General features: G+C 55.0%; 15 protein-coding genes. 11 read left to right on the forward strand and 4 right to left on the reverse strand.

Translation table 11 applies throughout. The annotated features are described in order from the left end of the window. Positions 1-52: 52 nt before the first annotated feature. Together GOV87_RS14935 and GOV87_RS14940 are read right to left on the reverse strand one after the other, a co-directional pair. Positions 53-940, reverse strand: coding sequence for an FAD:protein FMN transferase (locus GOV87_RS14935; RefSeq protein ID WP_171212315.1), 888 nt, complete (start codon positions 938-940; stop codon positions 53-55). Further along, positions 940-3,003: a 4Fe-4S binding protein gene (locus GOV87_RS14940; protein ID WP_171212316.1), complete on the reverse strand. Its 2,064-nt coding sequence runs from the start codon at positions 3,001-3,003 to the stop codon at positions 940-942. The genes GOV87_RS14935 and GOV87_RS14940 overlap by 1 nt, the downstream gene beginning before the upstream one ends. 198 nt (positions 3,004-3,201) lie before the next feature. Between GOV87_RS14940 and pqqA the strand changes: the two genes are divergently transcribed. Genes pqqA through pqqE form a run of 5 tightly spaced genes read left to right on the forward strand, consistent with a single transcriptional unit; the run spans position 3,202 to position 6,308 of the window. Beyond that, on the forward strand, positions 3,202-3,309 hold the full coding sequence (gene pqqA / locus GOV87_RS14945) for a pyrroloquinoline quinone precursor peptide PqqA (RefSeq protein ID WP_170537497.1): 108 nt from the start codon (positions 3,202-3,204) through the stop codon (positions 3,307-3,309). A gap of 26 nt (positions 3,310-3,335) precedes the next feature. After that, the gene (gene pqqB / locus GOV87_RS14950) at positions 3,336-4,223 is read left to right on the forward strand and encodes a pyrroloquinoline quinone biosynthesis protein PqqB (protein ID WP_171212317.1); all 888 of its coding nucleotides are present in this window, start codon (positions 3,336-3,338) and stop codon (positions 4,221-4,223) included. Beyond that, a complete protein-coding gene (pqqC, locus tag GOV87_RS14955; protein ID WP_171212318.1) occupies positions 4,220-4,948 on the forward strand; it encodes a pyrroloquinoline-quinone synthase PqqC in 729 nt (242 codons plus the stop codon). Before pqqB ends, pqqC begins: the two co-directional genes overlap by 4 nt. Continuing rightward, on the forward strand, positions 4,945-5,232 hold the full coding sequence (gene pqqD, locus GOV87_RS14960) for a pyrroloquinoline quinone biosynthesis peptide chaperone PqqD (RefSeq protein WP_171212319.1): 288 nt from the start codon (positions 4,945-4,947) through the stop codon (positions 5,230-5,232). Before pqqC ends, pqqD begins: the two co-directional genes overlap by 4 nt. Further along, complete coding sequence (gene pqqE, locus GOV87_RS14965; protein ID WP_171212320.1) at positions 5,229-6,308, forward strand: pyrroloquinoline quinone biosynthesis protein PqqE; 1,080 nt, start codon at positions 5,229-5,231, stop codon at positions 6,306-6,308. Before pqqD ends, pqqE begins: the two co-directional genes overlap by 4 nt. A 21-nt stretch (positions 6,309-6,329) precedes the next feature. Here pqqE and GOV87_RS14970 read toward each other — a convergent pair whose 3' ends face one another. Continuing rightward, positions 6,330-7,679, reverse strand: a complete 1,350-nt coding sequence (locus GOV87_RS14970; RefSeq protein WP_171212321.1) for a tetratricopeptide repeat protein — start codon at positions 7,677-7,679, stop codon at positions 6,330-6,332. Positions 7,680-7,848: 169 nt separating this feature from the next. On the opposite strand from GOV87_RS14970, the gene GOV87_RS14975 reads away from it, so the two are divergent. From GOV87_RS14975 to GOV87_RS14995, 5 genes are read left to right on the forward strand one after another with little or no spacing between them, the layout of a single operon-like run. Continuing rightward, positions 7,849-8,217 (forward strand): hypothetical protein, encoded by a 369-nt coding sequence (locus GOV87_RS14975; RefSeq protein ID WP_171212322.1) that lies wholly within the window; start codon positions 7,849-7,851, stop codon positions 8,215-8,217. Further along, complete coding sequence (gene gntH / locus GOV87_RS14980) at positions 8,218-9,183, forward strand: guanitoxin biosynthesis MBL fold metallo-hydrolase GntH (protein WP_371813524.1); 966 nt, start codon at positions 8,218-8,220, stop codon at positions 9,181-9,183. It begins immediately after the preceding gene. A gap of 46 nt (positions 9,184-9,229) precedes the next feature. Beyond that, positions 9,230-9,493, forward strand: a complete 264-nt coding sequence (locus GOV87_RS14985; RefSeq protein ID WP_171124988.1) for a hypothetical protein — start codon at positions 9,230-9,232, stop codon at positions 9,491-9,493. Beyond that, complete coding sequence (locus GOV87_RS14990; protein WP_171212324.1) at positions 9,444-11,222, forward strand: hypothetical protein; 1,779 nt, start codon at positions 9,444-9,446, stop codon at positions 11,220-11,222. Before GOV87_RS14985 ends, GOV87_RS14990 begins: the two co-directional genes overlap by 50 nt. 4 nt (positions 11,223-11,226) lie before the next feature. Next, complete coding sequence (locus GOV87_RS14995) at positions 11,227-12,489, forward strand: HupE/UreJ family protein (protein ID WP_171212325.1); 1,263 nt, start codon at positions 11,227-11,229, stop codon at positions 12,487-12,489. A 2-nt stretch (positions 12,490-12,491) separates the two neighbouring features. On the opposite strand, the gene GOV87_RS15000 is transcribed toward GOV87_RS14995, so the two are convergent. Beyond that, positions 12,492-13,340 (reverse strand): Rossmann-like and DUF2520 domain-containing protein, encoded by an 849-nt coding sequence (locus tag GOV87_RS15000; protein WP_171212326.1) that lies wholly within the window; start codon positions 13,338-13,340, stop codon positions 12,492-12,494. A gap of 210 nt (positions 13,341-13,550) precedes the next feature. Here GOV87_RS15000 and paaA point away from each other — a divergent pair, with 210 nt between their 5' ends. Then, on the forward strand, positions 13,551-14,546 hold the full coding sequence (gene paaA / locus GOV87_RS15005) for a 1,2-phenylacetyl-CoA epoxidase subunit PaaA (protein WP_171212327.1): 996 nt from the start codon (positions 13,551-13,553) through the stop codon (positions 14,544-14,546). The last annotated feature ends 3 nt before the right edge of the window (positions 14,547-14,549 follow it).

Genomic DNA, 14,549 nt, shown 5'->3' on the forward strand with positions numbered 1-14,549 from the left:
CGCCTGCTCGTAACACACCAATAAACCAAGGCCCGGAAACAAAGGGCCTTGGTTAAGCGGTCAAATGTCTGACCCTACCGTCAGAGGACAAGCAGTAGGCGGACGGGTTTCCGATTGTTTTCGCAAGTGTCCGTTCGATTCCATCCACACTCAGGTAACAAAACGCTGTGGACAGTGCATCGGCGGTTGTTGCATTCGAAGCTTCAACGCTGACCGTCGACCACACCGGCGCTCCGTGATTTCTGGGATCAAGAATATGGGTGTGCTCTGCGCTCAACCTCATCGCTTGCGGGCTGGATGTTGCGATCGCTCTGTCCTTCAGTTGGACAGTCTGAACGATGCCATGACGAGGGTCGGAAATACCCAAAGTCCATACTTTACCACCGGCGTGAAACTCTCCGACATTGACCAGAACTTTGGTCCAGCCTGACTGTTTGAGGGCACCGGCAACCATATCTGTCGCATAGCCCTGCGCGATGCCGTTCAGTGTCAATTTCTGACCACGGCCAAGAATAATTCTGTCTGGAGAAATCTTCACACGGTCCCAGCCAATTAAGCCTTTTGCCGCGTCAAGATCTCTGCCCTTGGCCAATGCTTCCCACATCGGTTGAACCGTTGGATCAAATTGGCCACCTGTCAAAATGTACGCCTCTTGGCAGGCCAGAAGTAGCTGAAGAAATTGCGGTGATGGGTTGCGCAGGCTGCCTTGGCTGTTCAACTGCGACAAGGCTGAACTGGGGCGATACAGGCTGAATTGGTCCTCACAATCTTGCAGCAACGCGGTCACTTTTTCTATGGCTGCGGCGGCAGTGGTGGGGTCTCCCTCAAAGGTCAGGCTGACTTCGGCACCCAAAGCGTATCCGCGCCAGGTCGTTGTCTGAGCGCCAGCGGGGGCGGCAATTGCAGCGGCAGAGATTGCTAGAAAACGGCGGCGTTTCATCACTTGGCAGCAACCTTTCGTTCCTGACGGCGGGCGGCAATGATCAATGGGACGCAACGCTGACGGTCGTCGTGAATTGCGACGCAGTCCAAACATTGGAAGCATTCGTTGTACTGGATTTCCCCAGTCTTTTTGATTGCACCATATTTACACTTTACCCGGCAAAGTTGGCATGGCGAACCACATTCAGCCTTGCGGTCGATCCAATCGCGTCCGCGTATAAGCCCTCCGATTGCCAAAAACGCGCCCAACGGGCAGACATAGCGGCAAAACCCTTTGAACATGACCATGCCCAGGAAAAGCCAGAAGGCGGCATAAACGGCATAGTACCATTCGCGCACGAAGAAAGTGGTGATAGCGGTTTTGAAAGGTTCCACCTCGGCGGCTTTGTCGATCTGATCGGGGATCGTAAAAACGACAACGACAAGACCCGCGAGCACCACGTATTTCAACCATTTCAAACGCTGGTCCCATTTGTCGGACGGTTCTATTTGCGGAATCCGCAAAGCCCTTCCTACATGATGCGCAAATTCCTGCAGCGCGCCAAATGGGCAGAGCCAGCCGCAAAACAGCCCCCTGCCCCACGCGACAAGGCCAACAATCGAAACCGCCCAAATCAAGAGCGAAAAGGGATCATAGAGAAGAAACGCAAAGCTGCCTCCCTCAAGTGCGGCGCGAAGGGTGCCGAGAACCGTCACGATTGACAATTGCCCCTGACCCCACCACCCGACAAATCCAACGACAACAGCCAGAATGCCAAGGCGGTACGGAGTGAACATAGGCTGGGCGGCAAATGAATTCATTCGGAATCCAAGCGTGGACACCAGCCCAACCAAAAATACCGACAGGATAATCATGTCGGATTGGCGGCTTCTCAGAGCTTCCAACCACGGGGGTGCAGGTTTGATCTGAACGGGTCGGGAAAAGAAACGATCAGGGGTTGAGTGTGAGATTTCGAGTGTTACCGACCCGGTTTCCGGCTGGAACATGCCATGTTCCCGCACTGCCAATACCTTTAGAATCCAGTCCCGCGAAGGATCAAAACCCAATCGCCGGTCTGTCCGCAGGATCATGGCAGTGCCATCTGGCGCGCCATCTGCCAGTTCAACAAGCAGGTCGGCATCGCGCAGGGCCACTGGCAATCCATCCTGTTCGGCTGAAATCCAATCAGGCGCTGTGTTTCGAACGAATTCATCACTAACAAGGCCGTGTCGGGCGGTTTCGATCAGAAGGATCGGCTCATCATTGTCCGAAATCTCCATAAAACCCTGCAGTTCTTCGAAACTGCCGGTCGAAAGCGCAGCACGGGCAATTGATTTAGGTCCCAAGTCCACGATCCACAGGTCGAGATACGGCTCATCCGGGTAATCCCGTGCCTCGGGGTCGTCATCTTCCCACAAAGTGCCAGCAAAAAGTGCGTCCACTTCGGAATTTGACAGCGTTTTGTGGGTTGCGATCCCGGTGGCGATCAAGTCATCCCAAGTCAGGTTTTCGTCATGATCCGGGTTCGGGAAGGCGGGCGGTGACGTCGCCAAGCCCTGCATCTTTTCCCGCGCCACCGCAAGAGCAGCGCCCATGACCGATTCATGCGCGATGCGGACACTGGCAGTGGCCTTGGTAACGCCGTCGAGGTAAACAAGCTGTGATCCCGATGCGGCGTCGCCGTACTGTGTGCCGACTACGATTGAGTCCGAGATCGAATGTCCCCCATACTGCTCAAAGAACTTGTGAAAGGGCGCTTGTCCCAAACCTGAGACAAAGATCGGTTCATTATGCTCAATCAGTTGGACGTCCATGAACCGCCCTTCCAGGTCCAATACAACCAACATGTTGATCGGCGCTCCGGAAAAACCCGGCAAGGGCGCTAAGGGTTCAGTTTCAAAAACAAATCCGGCCTCGATACCGCCCGAATTCAGGAGCGCGTAGACCCCTTTGTCGTTCAGGGCGTCCCCAAGGGAAAACGGCGCACGAATAAAGTCCTCGAGTTTTTCCCGCGGCAGCGGTTCAGCCGCAGCCATCAGGCTGCCGAATAGCAGGATAATCATTGCAACCAGCGTGCGCATGGGCTGAACACTATATTTCCCATCACACGCAGGACATTCGACGAAAGTCCTAAAACGCAGTTTGCCTATCTCGGGCCATTGACGATGCGCGTAATGGATCAGACAATGAGATTACAGTCTTACGACCAAAGCAGCATTTTCCCGATAAGGTGCCGGTTGTAGGTTTTTTGCTGTAGTCACCCAGCTGTGGAGGAATCAATGACCTGGAGCACGCCTAAACTGAAGGAAGTGAATTGCGGCATGGAGATCAATATGTATTCTCCGTCCGAGGACGAAGGCCGCGAGCACGAGCGCGACCTGTTCTAATCACTTAAGCTCAGCGGAGGCCCGAGGTGCGATTTTTGGTTCTTGGGGCTTCTGCTGGTGGCGGTCTGCCGCAATGGAATTGCGGCTGCCGGAATTGCCGGGACGCACGTAGCGGGGTTATCCCTCCATCGGGTCAGTCCTCATTGGCTGTGTCACCTGACGGTGAAAGCTGGAGCATTCTGAACGCGTCACCAGACATCCGGCAGCAGATGCTGGCCAATCCTCAACTGCATCCCCGATCAACTCGCGACACACCTGTTGCGTCGGTTCTGCTGACGAATGGGGACATCGACCACATCGCGGGCCTTCTCAGCCTGCGCGAGCAGACACCGTTTTCGCTGTTTGCCACCGGAGATATTCTTGATGTTCTGGCAGCAAACAAAATTTTTGACGCCGTGAACCGAGAAAAAGTAACACGTTCCCGCATAGCCTTGGACAAAGACTTTGCCCTACAGGATGGTCTGCAGGCACGGTTGTTCGCTGTTCCGGGAAAGGTTCCCTTGTTCATGGAAGGCGAGGCCGTAGACACCGACCTGATGGGCGAACAAACCGTAGGGGTGCGCCTTTCGACCGGTAACAAAGTGGCTTATTACATTCCCGGCTGCGCACGGGTAACGCCAAAGCTGCTGGATCAGCTTCGTGACGCTGACCAGCTCTTCTTTGACGGAACATTGTATGAAGACGACGAGATGATCCGCACAGGCACCGGGGTGAAAACCGGTCGGCGTATGGGTCATATCTCGGTCAACGGACCTGAGGGGTCGATCGCGCAACTGGCCGGAGTGACGGCTGCCAAGGCGTTCATCCATATCAATAATACAAACCCGATGTTGCAACCAAACAGCCCCGAGCGCGCTGTCGTTGAAAAAGCTGGCTGGTCAATCGCGTTTGATGGGCAGGAGATCGCAATATGAGCCGAGAGACCTTGGAAGCCCGTCTGCGGCAGATCGGACAAGAACGGTATCACGACAAACACCCCTTTCATCACCGTCTTCACAGCGGGCAGTGTTCACCGGATCAAGTGCGCGCCTGGGTGATCAATCGCTGGGCATATCAAGCCGCAATCCCTTTGAAAGACGCAGCTTTCATGTCGCGTTGCGCGGACCCGGACATTCGCCGTGAATGGCGCTCGCGCATCGAAGATCATGACGGCGGCGTTGAAGAAGGTGGCGGCATCCGACGTTGGTTGAAACTGGCCGAAGCCGTGGGGCTGGACCCCGACTACGTTGCATCGGGTCGTGGGGTGCTGCCCGCAACTCAGTTCGCTGTCGATGCCTATGTCCATTATGTTCGTGAACGCCCGATGCTTCAGGCCGTCGCGTCATCTCTGACCGAGTTGTTTGCGCCCAAAATCCACGAGCAACGGATCGAAGGACTGTTAGCTCATTATGATTTCGCAAACGCGGATAGCCTGTCTTATTTCCGTAAGCGCCTGACTCAGGCACCCAAAGACGTGGCCTTTGGCCTCAACTGGGTGTTGGATCATGCGGATACAGCCGAAAAAGAGGATATGGCTTGCAACGCGCTGATATTCAAAACCAACGTGCTTTGGGCCCAGTTAGACGCGTTGTGGTCAGCTTATGTCACGCCGGGCGCGGTCCCTCCCGGCGCATGGAAGCCCGGAGAAGGCATGGCATGACCCTGGCGCTGCGCAAAACCGACCGTCCTTACCTGCCCCGCGGGGTCCGCGTACAACGCGACGAGAAACGCAACCGAACCGTTTTGATGGCGCCCGAAAAAGTCATCGAGCTGGACGATATCGGAGTTGCGATCCTGTCACGGATCGACGGCATAACCAGACTTGAAGACTTGGTTCAGGATTTGGCCACCACCTACAACGCGCCAGCCGAACAGGTAGAACCTGATGTCCAGCGATTTCTGCAAGCCTTGCGCGGCCGGCTTTACGTAATGGTGAAGGAATGACCCCATCTGCGCCAATAGCCCTGCTTGCAGAGCTGACACATCGCTGTCCGCTGAGTTGTCCCTATTGCAGCAACCCGGTCGAGTTGGAGCGTAAAGAGACCGAACTGGACACGGAAACGTGGAAAGAGGTCCTGGGACAAGCGCGCGACCTTGGTGTTTTGCAAGTACATCTGTCCGGTGGAGAGCCCGCTTCGCGCCGCGACCTCGAAGAACTTACGGAACACGCGGCTGGGCTTGGACTTTATACTAACCTGATCACATCAGGCATTGGATTGACACCCAAGCGTCTGGACAATCTGGAAGCCGCAGGACTGGATCACATCCAATTGTCGCTTCAGGGCACAAACGCCAACCTTGCAGATTTTATCGGCGGGTATCGCGGTGGGTTCGAACGCAAAATGAGCGTTGCCAAAGACATCCGGGAAAGGGGCATTCCGCTCACGCTGAACGCGGTAATGCACCGGAAGAATCTGGATGATCTGGACCGAACCATTGAAATGGCCGTCGAACTTGGCGCGCGACGGCTCGAAGTTGCCTGTGTCCAGTTTCACGGCTGGGCGCTGCAGAACCGCGCCGCCCTGCTGCCGACTCGGGAACAGACCCAGGCTGTGAAGGAAACAGTGGCCCAGGCCGCCCGTCGGTTACAGGGGGTTCTGGCCTTTGATTTCGTCCCGCCAGATTACTATTCCGATTTTCCCAAGGCGTGCATGGGTGGGTGGGGATCAACCGGTTTGAACATTACGCCCAACGGTACGGTACTGCCCTGCCACGCAGCCCAGACACTGACCCATCTCAGGTTTGAAAACGTCCGCGACACCGGGCTTGAAGATATCTGGTACAAAAGCCAAGCCTTCAACGCCTATCGCGGAACAGATTGGATGCCCGAACCTTGTCAGAGCTGCGACCGAAAAGACCTGGATTTTGGCGGCTGTCGGTGTCAAGCCTTTGCATTGGCTGGCGACGCCGGAGCAACGGATCCCATATGCAGGAAATCGCCACTTCACGCGAAAGTCACTGAGATTTTGCATCAGGAACCAAACGCGCAGGAAAGCGACCTAGTTTACCGAAGACTTTGAGCCTTGATAATTGGCGGGCCTTTATTGCGACGGCGCTGTTTCTTGCGACGGTCCAGTCCACCCTAATGCGACCAGCCTATCAATGACCGCCGCTGCATGTGCGTCCTTCCTGTAGATACTTTTCAACATCGCATCGACCGGCACTTCCGGCCAGGCAAGCTCCAGCTCTGCCAGTTTCGCGCGCGCCTCTGGCTCGCGTCCCAAAGCCGCTAACGAAGCGGTCACATAAGCCAATGACGGCGCGCTGAGAGGGTCGCCCAGCTCCTTCGCCTCTTCAAACCTTGCAATCGTCGTTTCAAATTCACCAAGATGAAAATGTGCCGCTCCAGAGATGTTGCGATTGGCAAACCGTTGATTGCTGGACTCCAGCAAAGACAGACGATCCGCAATTTCGACAGCTTCTTCGAAGTCACCCGAAAACAGGGCAACATCACCCAGAAAATCCAGAATGGCGCCGTCTGCCGGGTCAAGCTGGGATGCACGCCGCCCAAGCGTCAAAGCCGTCTCATAATCCCCATTGGCAAAATAAGCCCAGCTTTTTGCCGACTGGCTCCACCCATGCTCGGGCGCCAGTTGCATCGCTTCGTTTGCGAAATCCATAGCAGCCGTCGCGTAGTCAGATTTCTCCTGCAACTCAGGGGTCAGGATGGACAGCGTCGCCAGAGTCTGTGCCGCTCCTGCGTACCCTCCGAAATAGGTTGCATCCATTTCGATGACCCGTTCAAACACTGAAAGGACCAGTATCTGTCTTTGCAAATCAAAAATCGGGAAAGTCATCACGCGCGCCTGTTGCGCAAGGTTGTAGGCCTGCAAAGCAGACGGAGACTTTTCATAAATCGCGGCGTTACGCAGCAAGTCGAGCTTTCCCACCGCAACATTATCAGGCTTTGAACCGGAATCCCGCTCCGACGTTACAGGCAAAAAGCTGACCGCCAAGACCGCGCCCAAAAACACACCTGCGGAGAACGTCGTAAGTGGCAACCAAAATATTTTTTCTGACTTACGGGGTTCGGGCTGAATACCCTTCGTCGCAGGCTCAAATCGTGGGCGATACCCTCCTGTGTCGATGTGCAATCGAACGGGGTCAAACTTACCAACGCCCTCGTAATACAGTTCCAAAAGCTGCCGAAGTCGCCGTGCGTCTACGCGGACGACGTTTTCCGGGTCTATGCCTTCTGACGTGTCGCGGTCATAGACATCCTGCGCGACCGTCTTTCCGCGAATATCGGCCCCCCGACCCGCGATCTCTTCCTCAACCACATAGGTTAGAAAAGAACGCAACCTATCCGCGCCATCGAAATGCGTATCGTCCAACACATTGGCAAGCGCACGGCGCTTGTCTTGTTCCGAGATTCCATCTGAAGCGGCCATCACATTCAGATACTTGCAATTAATTCGACGTGAGTCACCCGGATTTTCACCGTGATTCACTTGCGCGAAGTGCCATCACGGTGCAAAATTAAAAGGGTACACCCCGCAGGTAAGCCTTACTGGTCTGCGATCCGAATTGCATTGTCATTTGATCACAAAGGGGAAATCCATGTCACCGCGCACACGTTTTTCACATCTCGGCAAACACTTTTCGATTGGGCTGGTCTTTGGCGCGTGGGCTATAGCGCCCCAGACCTTCACCGACGCCATGGAGGCTTTGTTCGTACCAAATGCCGCCTATGCACAAGAAACCGAGGAGGTTTCGCCAACAATAGTGCGCGACCGCCCCCGTGACGTTTATTACCCGAACACCGAAGATCTGGCTGAAGACGAGATGCGGGTCATCGCCTGCGGCACCGGGATGCCAACCACGCGTGCAGCACAGGCTGCGGCGTGTTTCCTTGTTGAATTGGGAAACGGCGACAAGTTCCTGTTCGACATCGGATCAGGTTCAGCGGAACGAATTTCATCATTGTAAATCCCCTACAACTATTTGGACAAGGTCTTTATCGGGCACCTCCACACTGACCATTTCGGGGCCTTGCATGACCTCTTTATCGGCGGTGCATTGATGGGGCGAAACGTGCCATTGCGCGTGTGGGGGCCAAGCGGCCCAGTGGAGGAGCTCGGCACGGCGTATGCGTTGGAGAACATGCGCAGGATGCTGACATGGGACCTTGCAGCAAGGGCGGGAAACACAGATTTCCGGGGCTATAACCTCGAGATAAACGAGTTTGACTACACCGGTGAGAACCAGATTGTTTACGAAAACAACGATGTTACCATTCGTTCCTTCCCGGCAATTCACGCCATTGATGGGTCGGTCAGCTATGCATTGGAATGGAACGGTCTGAAGTTTGTTTTTAGCTCTGACACGTATCCTAACAAATGGTTCAAGGAACACGCGCAAAATGCCGATCTAGCGATCCATGAGTGTTTTATTGCGGTGCCGGAATTGGTCACGAAAATGAAATTTACACCCGAATCCGCCCTTCTGGTGGGAACACAGGTTCACACGGCCCCCGAAGCCTTTGGAAAAGTCATGAGCGACATAAAACCCCGCATGGCCGTCGCCTATCACTTTTTCAATGACTTCGACACGGCCAACGGTGTCTATGAAAGAATACGCTCCACTTATGACGGACCACTGACCCTTGCAGACGATTTCATGGTCTGGAACGTCACCAAGGATGACATCTCAGTTCGCATGGCGGTCACAGAAGAAAACACATGGGCGCCGCCACTGGCCGCACCCGCACAGGCGCCCGATATGCAAGACCGTATCGATTTCTCGGAAAAAGCAGGCGTACCACAAGAGGTCATGACGTTTTCACAGTTCACTCTGGACGGGATCGACGATGTGGATGATGTACTCCGCCCAATCTACGAAGAAGCGTCAGAAGTGTTGGGGCAAACGTTCCCCTACCCCGGAGATGAGCAGTAATTCGACATCGCCGGAACCGGGTCGGGTAGGACATTGGGCTGAACCGATGGTTGCCATTCGCCGCGTGTCAGACATAAATGAAAGGTGGAACTTCGCGGCTCGAGGTGAACTGATCAGTTTCGGCCTGAACGGGGATGATCAGCGATACCTCGTTCTGGCCGGGTTTGACTGGAAAAGTTGGGAGAACACATCACTGCGCTTTGGGTATCAGTTCTATGTCATCGACTTTTCGACAGATCAGCCTGACGGAGAGTTTGATTATGACGTCAGTAAAAACGGTCTTTATGCGGCTATCACTTTTCGTTTCTAAGACGCTCGCACGGTCGGTGAACTGGTGTTTTTGGGCATTGTTTTTGGCCTGCGTGTTGATCAGGCCCAAGGATAGTGCTGCAGACCTCGTATCCCCTTATGGCGGCGAGACCGCTCCCAATTTTGCAGAGCTGTTGGTCGAAGACGGCCGCGTTCGCGTCGCGCTGGAAATAGACCTTGGCGACTATCCGTTTTTTGTTGCGCCCGATGATGGAACAGGGCGCGCGTTGGCGGCCCGGACGGGGCGAACCTTTGGTGTGGCGGCAGATGGCAAAACTCTGACCCCAGTGGTCCGGTCGATAGATGTTCGCCGCAGAACACCCAGACTGACCGCCGCCAGCAAAGTGATAGCTCCGCGGCCCCGAAGCGAAGACGTTGTATTTGTTGAAATGGAATTCCAATTCCAAGGCCAGCCGACACAGATCACGTTTACGCCGCCACTAAATGAAAACGGCATTCCTTTAGCCTCAATTGGTATGGTCGCCGAACATCTCGGGGTGCCCGTAACCGATTACCGATACCTGTCCCGCCCGGAAACAATGCTGCCCAACTGGGAAGACCCCTGGTTTACAACGTTTGAAAACCCGAATCTGACGCGCCATCACAAGTCCCCTCTCATGTCGTTCCTGTCGATGGAGCCCCGGGAAGTTCGCCATGAAATAATCTTTCGGCTGAAGGACTTTGAAGCATGGGCAGACCTGAATTTGGGTCCGGCGGAACGCCTTTCACCGGATCAGGTGGCGCGGGTGAAGTCGGAAGCTGCATCCTTTTTTGAACAGCACAACCCCCTGTCAATCAACGGTACAAACGTATTGCCCCGCGACGTTCAGGTCTCGCGGATCGCGGTCGGTGCAGACGGGTTGCGCGTATTACCCGACGAGGCCGAGGCGCAACGGACAACCATGTTGATGGGCGCTGTATTGTCCTATCCAAACGCTACGCTGGCCGATCGCGTAGATATGACATGGCAACTTTTCCCCGACGGGACCGATATTATTCCGGTCACCCTAAGCGACCCTGCCGGGGCCGTCCCCTCGCAAATCTACAAATCGGACCCGACCGTGGTTTGGAACAATCATCTGACGTCTTGGGAAAACCCCATAACGCAACCCGTTGTCGTAAAGTCCGCCGGTTTGGTCTCCCTCCCGATGCTTTCGATCGGGTTTGGCTTGGCGGCCCTCATTTGCGCGGGACTCGCACTGCGCACGAACACCAGTCGAAGAACCGTTTTTGCCGTGATGCTTGGAGCCTTCACGACAGCGGCGCTGCTGACCATTCCAATCCGCAATGCCCTGCCAATGATGACCGCCGCTGCACCGGATGAAGTAACCACTCACCAAGTTGTTCAGGGACTGCTTGGCAATCTAAGCGTCGCGATGCTGGAACCTGACGCGGAGGGGCTGGAAACCGCGTTGGAGCCGTTTGTCGCGCCAGACAACCGCGATCAAATCCGCGATGAGTTGCGTCGGGGCTTGTCCTTGAGCCTTCCCTCAGGGGCATTGGCGCAGACTGATAAGATCGTCGACCTGCAGATTGAGGGGCTGACGTCCGACAAAGACAGAAACTCTTACCAGATTATCGCGAATTGGACAGCACGGGTCAGCGGCGGTCATTGGGGACACCTGCATCAGCAATCCGTGCTGTTTCGCGGTTTGATGAACGTGTCGCGGCATGGCGACCAATGGCATCTGGATGGCTTGACCGTCCTGAACGCGCAGAAGCAAGGATGACATAATGCGATTTGCAATACGTTTTGCGGTACTGGTTTTATCATATCTGTCTGTCGCAGGTGGGGCCTGGGCGCATTTCAACCTGAACCAGAATGTTCGCATATTTCATGTCGTCCGAGACGACAGCGGGCTAAATGTGATGCTGCGCACGCCGATGGCTTATATTCTGGCGGATAAAGTTGGGCCTGCCGGGGCAGACGGCCTGCCCCGCCCTGCACCTTTCACAACCAATGAATTGCAAGACGGTGTTGTCATGCACTTGGTCGATGTTGAGGCGCTCAGGCGCGCGCCATTTGCCCTTGCGGATATTGTCCTCAACGAGCTTGTAATCGAGCAGGCCGATGGCAGGCTCCAAGGTCATATCGTCAATCTGAAAGTCTATCCCATCGGTCAAGAGCCGGGCTTTGCGACAAAAGCCGAGGCAACAGAAGCCTTGGCAGCGACTGCCATCAACATAGGCAGCGATCAGCAAGTTTACGTGGGTGATACCGTCGTTGATATATGGCTGACGTTCGGTGATGCGTCAGATGCCGCCTATGCGCTGTCGATGTTGTCCAACCCCGGTCTGGCGGGCCAGGACGAAACTGCCAACCTTATTCTGAATTATCACAACGGTGAAACGCAAACCTACCGCGCCAAGGGGTTGCTGGCCGAACCTATCGAAATCACTGGAACTGCATCCTCTGCCGCTGCCACTTTTGTCGTTGAAGGCGTCCGGCACATAATTGAGGGCATTGATCATGTTCTGTTTGTCCTGTGCATGGTAATCGGATCGCTGAATTTAAAGGCCCTGCTTGCGCGGGTGACAGGTTTCACGCTGGGCCACAGCGTGACTTTGATCATGGGGTTTTTCGGTCTGGCACCTTCAGCGCCTTGGTTCATTCCGGCCGTTGAAACGGCAATCGCCATGACCATCATTCTAGCGGCCGCCGACGCCGTGTTTCAAAGATCGGGGGGCAAACACTCTTACCTTGTTGCGGCTGGCGTAACGGCTGGTGTCGGGCTTTTGCACGGGTTTGGGTTCTCGTTCATGCTGCGCGAAATTCTGAAGGTTGACGCGGACAATGTCTGGCAAAGCCTTCTGGCCTTTAATGTCGGCGTCGAGATCGGACAGTTGATGATCGTTCTGGTGACATGGCCGTTGGTCGTTATCCTCAGGCGAATGCCGACATCCGTTTGGATCGGGGCGCGGGCTTTCATTGCCGCCTCGATTTCGGTTGTTGCATTGATCTGGGTCGTCGAGCGCTTTTCCCTGCTGATCACATAAAATCAGTCCCCTGCTGAGCGTGTTTTTCCACTTTTGCTCAGGGACTTTGCCAACGCGCTCAGATCGCTGTAAATGCGCCCAGCGACAGGATGCCAGTCACCGACATCCCGGCCTTGCGTTTCGACCACGAAATCGTCACCTCTTGCCGCCGGACCTGTCAAAGCGGCCTTGGGTCCTTGCGCGCAAACATTATCGCACGTCCCACGAAGCAGCGTTTCTTTCAACTGTTGGGCGACGTCATCCGGAACACCGGCTGCGTCCCATGCTTCACGTGCAATAGCTTGCAAAACGACCGTGAAGTTGTTCGAAATGACCGCCGCTGCGTGGTACAGGCTTTTGCCTTCTGACTTAATTGGAAAGCACTTGGCACCAAGCGCTTCGAACATAGTTGTGGCCACTTCCGTCGCTTCTGGATCACCTTCAACACCGCAAAGCACCCCATTGAACTGACGCGCGGCGGTCAGAGGATCGGCAAAAGACAGAACCGGGTGAACACTGGCCAGCCGCCAGTTCAAGGATCGCAGTGGTGCCATCTGATCGGCAGGAAAGAATCCGCTACAATGCAAGGCCACCGAAGGCGTCGGGCTGGCTGAATAAGCCTTGGCAATCTGCTCGGCAACGCGATGAATCTGAGTATCCGGTACGGTCAGCATCCAAACATCCGCCGCACGCAACTCAGCAAAATTATCAACGGCCCTGCCCTGACCGATCAGCTCAACAAAATCCTGCGCAGATTGCATACGCGCATTCAAAACATCCTGAAGAATATAGCCGTCTTTGCCCTGCAGAAGCCGGGCAATCGTTTGACCCACCCGCCCGGCCCCAATGATATTCACCGTTGAACTGTGCATGCCGGTCACCTCCTGTTCTGGTCGGATATTTTATTGATTAGGCGTGGAAATATCTCAAGCAAACCCGCGGGGAATTTAATGTTACAAAAACATTGTAACTTTAGTATTTTCGTAACATAATAGAGTCAACAAGACCCAATTCTGATCCAAAAACAGGATCAGACGCGGCCTCCGCATATGCGGGTTTTTGCGTTTGAGGAGGACGCAAGCATGTATGCACAGATGGTCAAGTCCACCGGTAAGGGCGTTCAATCACGGGACGACATGAGCCCCGAGGACAAAGCCTTTCAGGATCGTATCGACCGGGGGGAAAAGATTGAGCCAAAGGACTATATGCCCGAGGCCTATCGCAAGACGCTGATCCGGCAGATCGGTCAGCACGCCCATTCCGAAATCGTCGGCCAACTGCCCGAGGGCAATTGGATCACCCGCGCACCCACGCTTGAACGTAAGGCCAATCTGCTGGCCAAAGTACAGGATGAGGCGGGACACGGGCTTTACCTGTATTGTGCGGCTGAAACGCTTGGCGTCAGCCGGGATGAGCTGGTGGAAATGCTTCATTCCGAGCGGATGAAGTATTCGTCCATCTTCAACTACCCCACCCTTACTTGGGCGGATATGGGTGCGGTCGGTTGGCTGGTCGATGGGGCTGCAATCATGAATCAGGTGCCGCTGCAGCGTACCTCCTATGGGCCATATGCGCGCGCAATGGTTCGCATCTGCAAGGAAGAGAGCTTTCACCAGCGTCAAGGCTATCACATCATGATAAAAATGGCGAAAGAAGGCACCGCTGATCAAAAACGCATGGCACAGGATGCGTTGAACCGGTTCTGGTATCCTGCGTTGATGATGTTCGGTCCGTCGGACAAGGACAGCGTGCATTCCGCGCAATCGATGGCCTGGAAAATCAAGATCAACACCAACGACGAGTTACGCCAGAAATTCGTCGATGAAACCGTTCCACAGGCCGAGTTTCTGGGCCTGACGATCCCCGATGAAAACCTGCGCTGGATAGACGAGACCGGCCATTACGAGTTCAGCGAACCAGACTGGTCGGAATTCTTCGAAGTGATATCCGGCAATGGCCCCTGCAACGCCGAGCGTCTGAACACACGTCGCAAGGCGTGGGATGATGGCGCGTGGGTGCGCGAGGCAATGCTTGCCCATGCGCGCAAATCCCAGAAACGCTCTCAAGCTGCGGAGTAACCC

This window comes from Ruegeria sp. HKCCA5426, from assembly GCF_013034585.1.
In the GTDB taxonomy this organism is placed as follows: domain Bacteria; phylum Pseudomonadota; class Alphaproteobacteria; order Rhodobacterales; family Rhodobacteraceae; genus Ruegeria.

Bases quoted from the DNA above. Each gene is read 5' to 3' on its own strand.
- GOV87_RS14935 (WP_171212315.1), bottom strand. From the start codon at position 940: ATGAAACGCCGCCGTTTTCTAGCAATCTCTGCCGCTGCAATTGCCGCC.
- GOV87_RS14940 (WP_171212316.1), bottom strand. From the start codon at position 3,003: ATGCGCACGCTGGTTGCAATGATTATCCTGCTATTCGGCAGCCTGATG.
- pqqA (WP_170537497.1), top strand. From the start codon at position 3,202: ATGACCTGGAGCACGCCTAAACTGAAGGAAGTGAATTGCGGCATGGAG.
- pqqC (WP_171212318.1), top strand. From the start codon at position 4,220: ATGAGCCGAGAGACCTTGGAAGCCCGTCTGCGGCAGATCGGACAAGAA.
- pqqD (WP_171212319.1), top strand. From the start codon at position 4,945: ATGACCCTGGCGCTGCGCAAAACCGACCGTCCTTACCTGCCCCGCGGG.
- pqqE (WP_171212320.1), top strand. From the start codon at position 5,229: ATGACCCCATCTGCGCCAATAGCCCTGCTTGCAGAGCTGACACATCGC.
- GOV87_RS14970 (WP_171212321.1), bottom strand. From the start codon at position 7,679: ATGGCCGCTTCAGATGGAATCTCGGAACAAGACAAGCGCCGTGCGCTT.
- GOV87_RS14975 (WP_171212322.1), top strand. From the start codon at position 7,849: ATGTCACCGCGCACACGTTTTTCACATCTCGGCAAACACTTTTCGATT.
- GOV87_RS14985 (WP_171124988.1), top strand. From the start codon at position 9,230: ATGGTTGCCATTCGCCGCGTGTCAGACATAAATGAAAGGTGGAACTTC.
- GOV87_RS14990 (WP_171212324.1), top strand. From the start codon at position 9,444: ATGACGTCAGTAAAAACGGTCTTTATGCGGCTATCACTTTTCGTTTCT.
- GOV87_RS14995 (WP_171212325.1), top strand. From the start codon at position 11,227: ATGCGATTTGCAATACGTTTTGCGGTACTGGTTTTATCATATCTGTCT.
- GOV87_RS15000 (WP_171212326.1), bottom strand. From the start codon at position 13,340: ATGCACAGTTCAACGGTGAATATCATTGGGGCCGGGCGGGTGGGTCAA.
- paaA (WP_171212327.1), top strand. From the start codon at position 13,551: ATGTATGCACAGATGGTCAAGTCCACCGGTAAGGGCGTTCAATCACGG.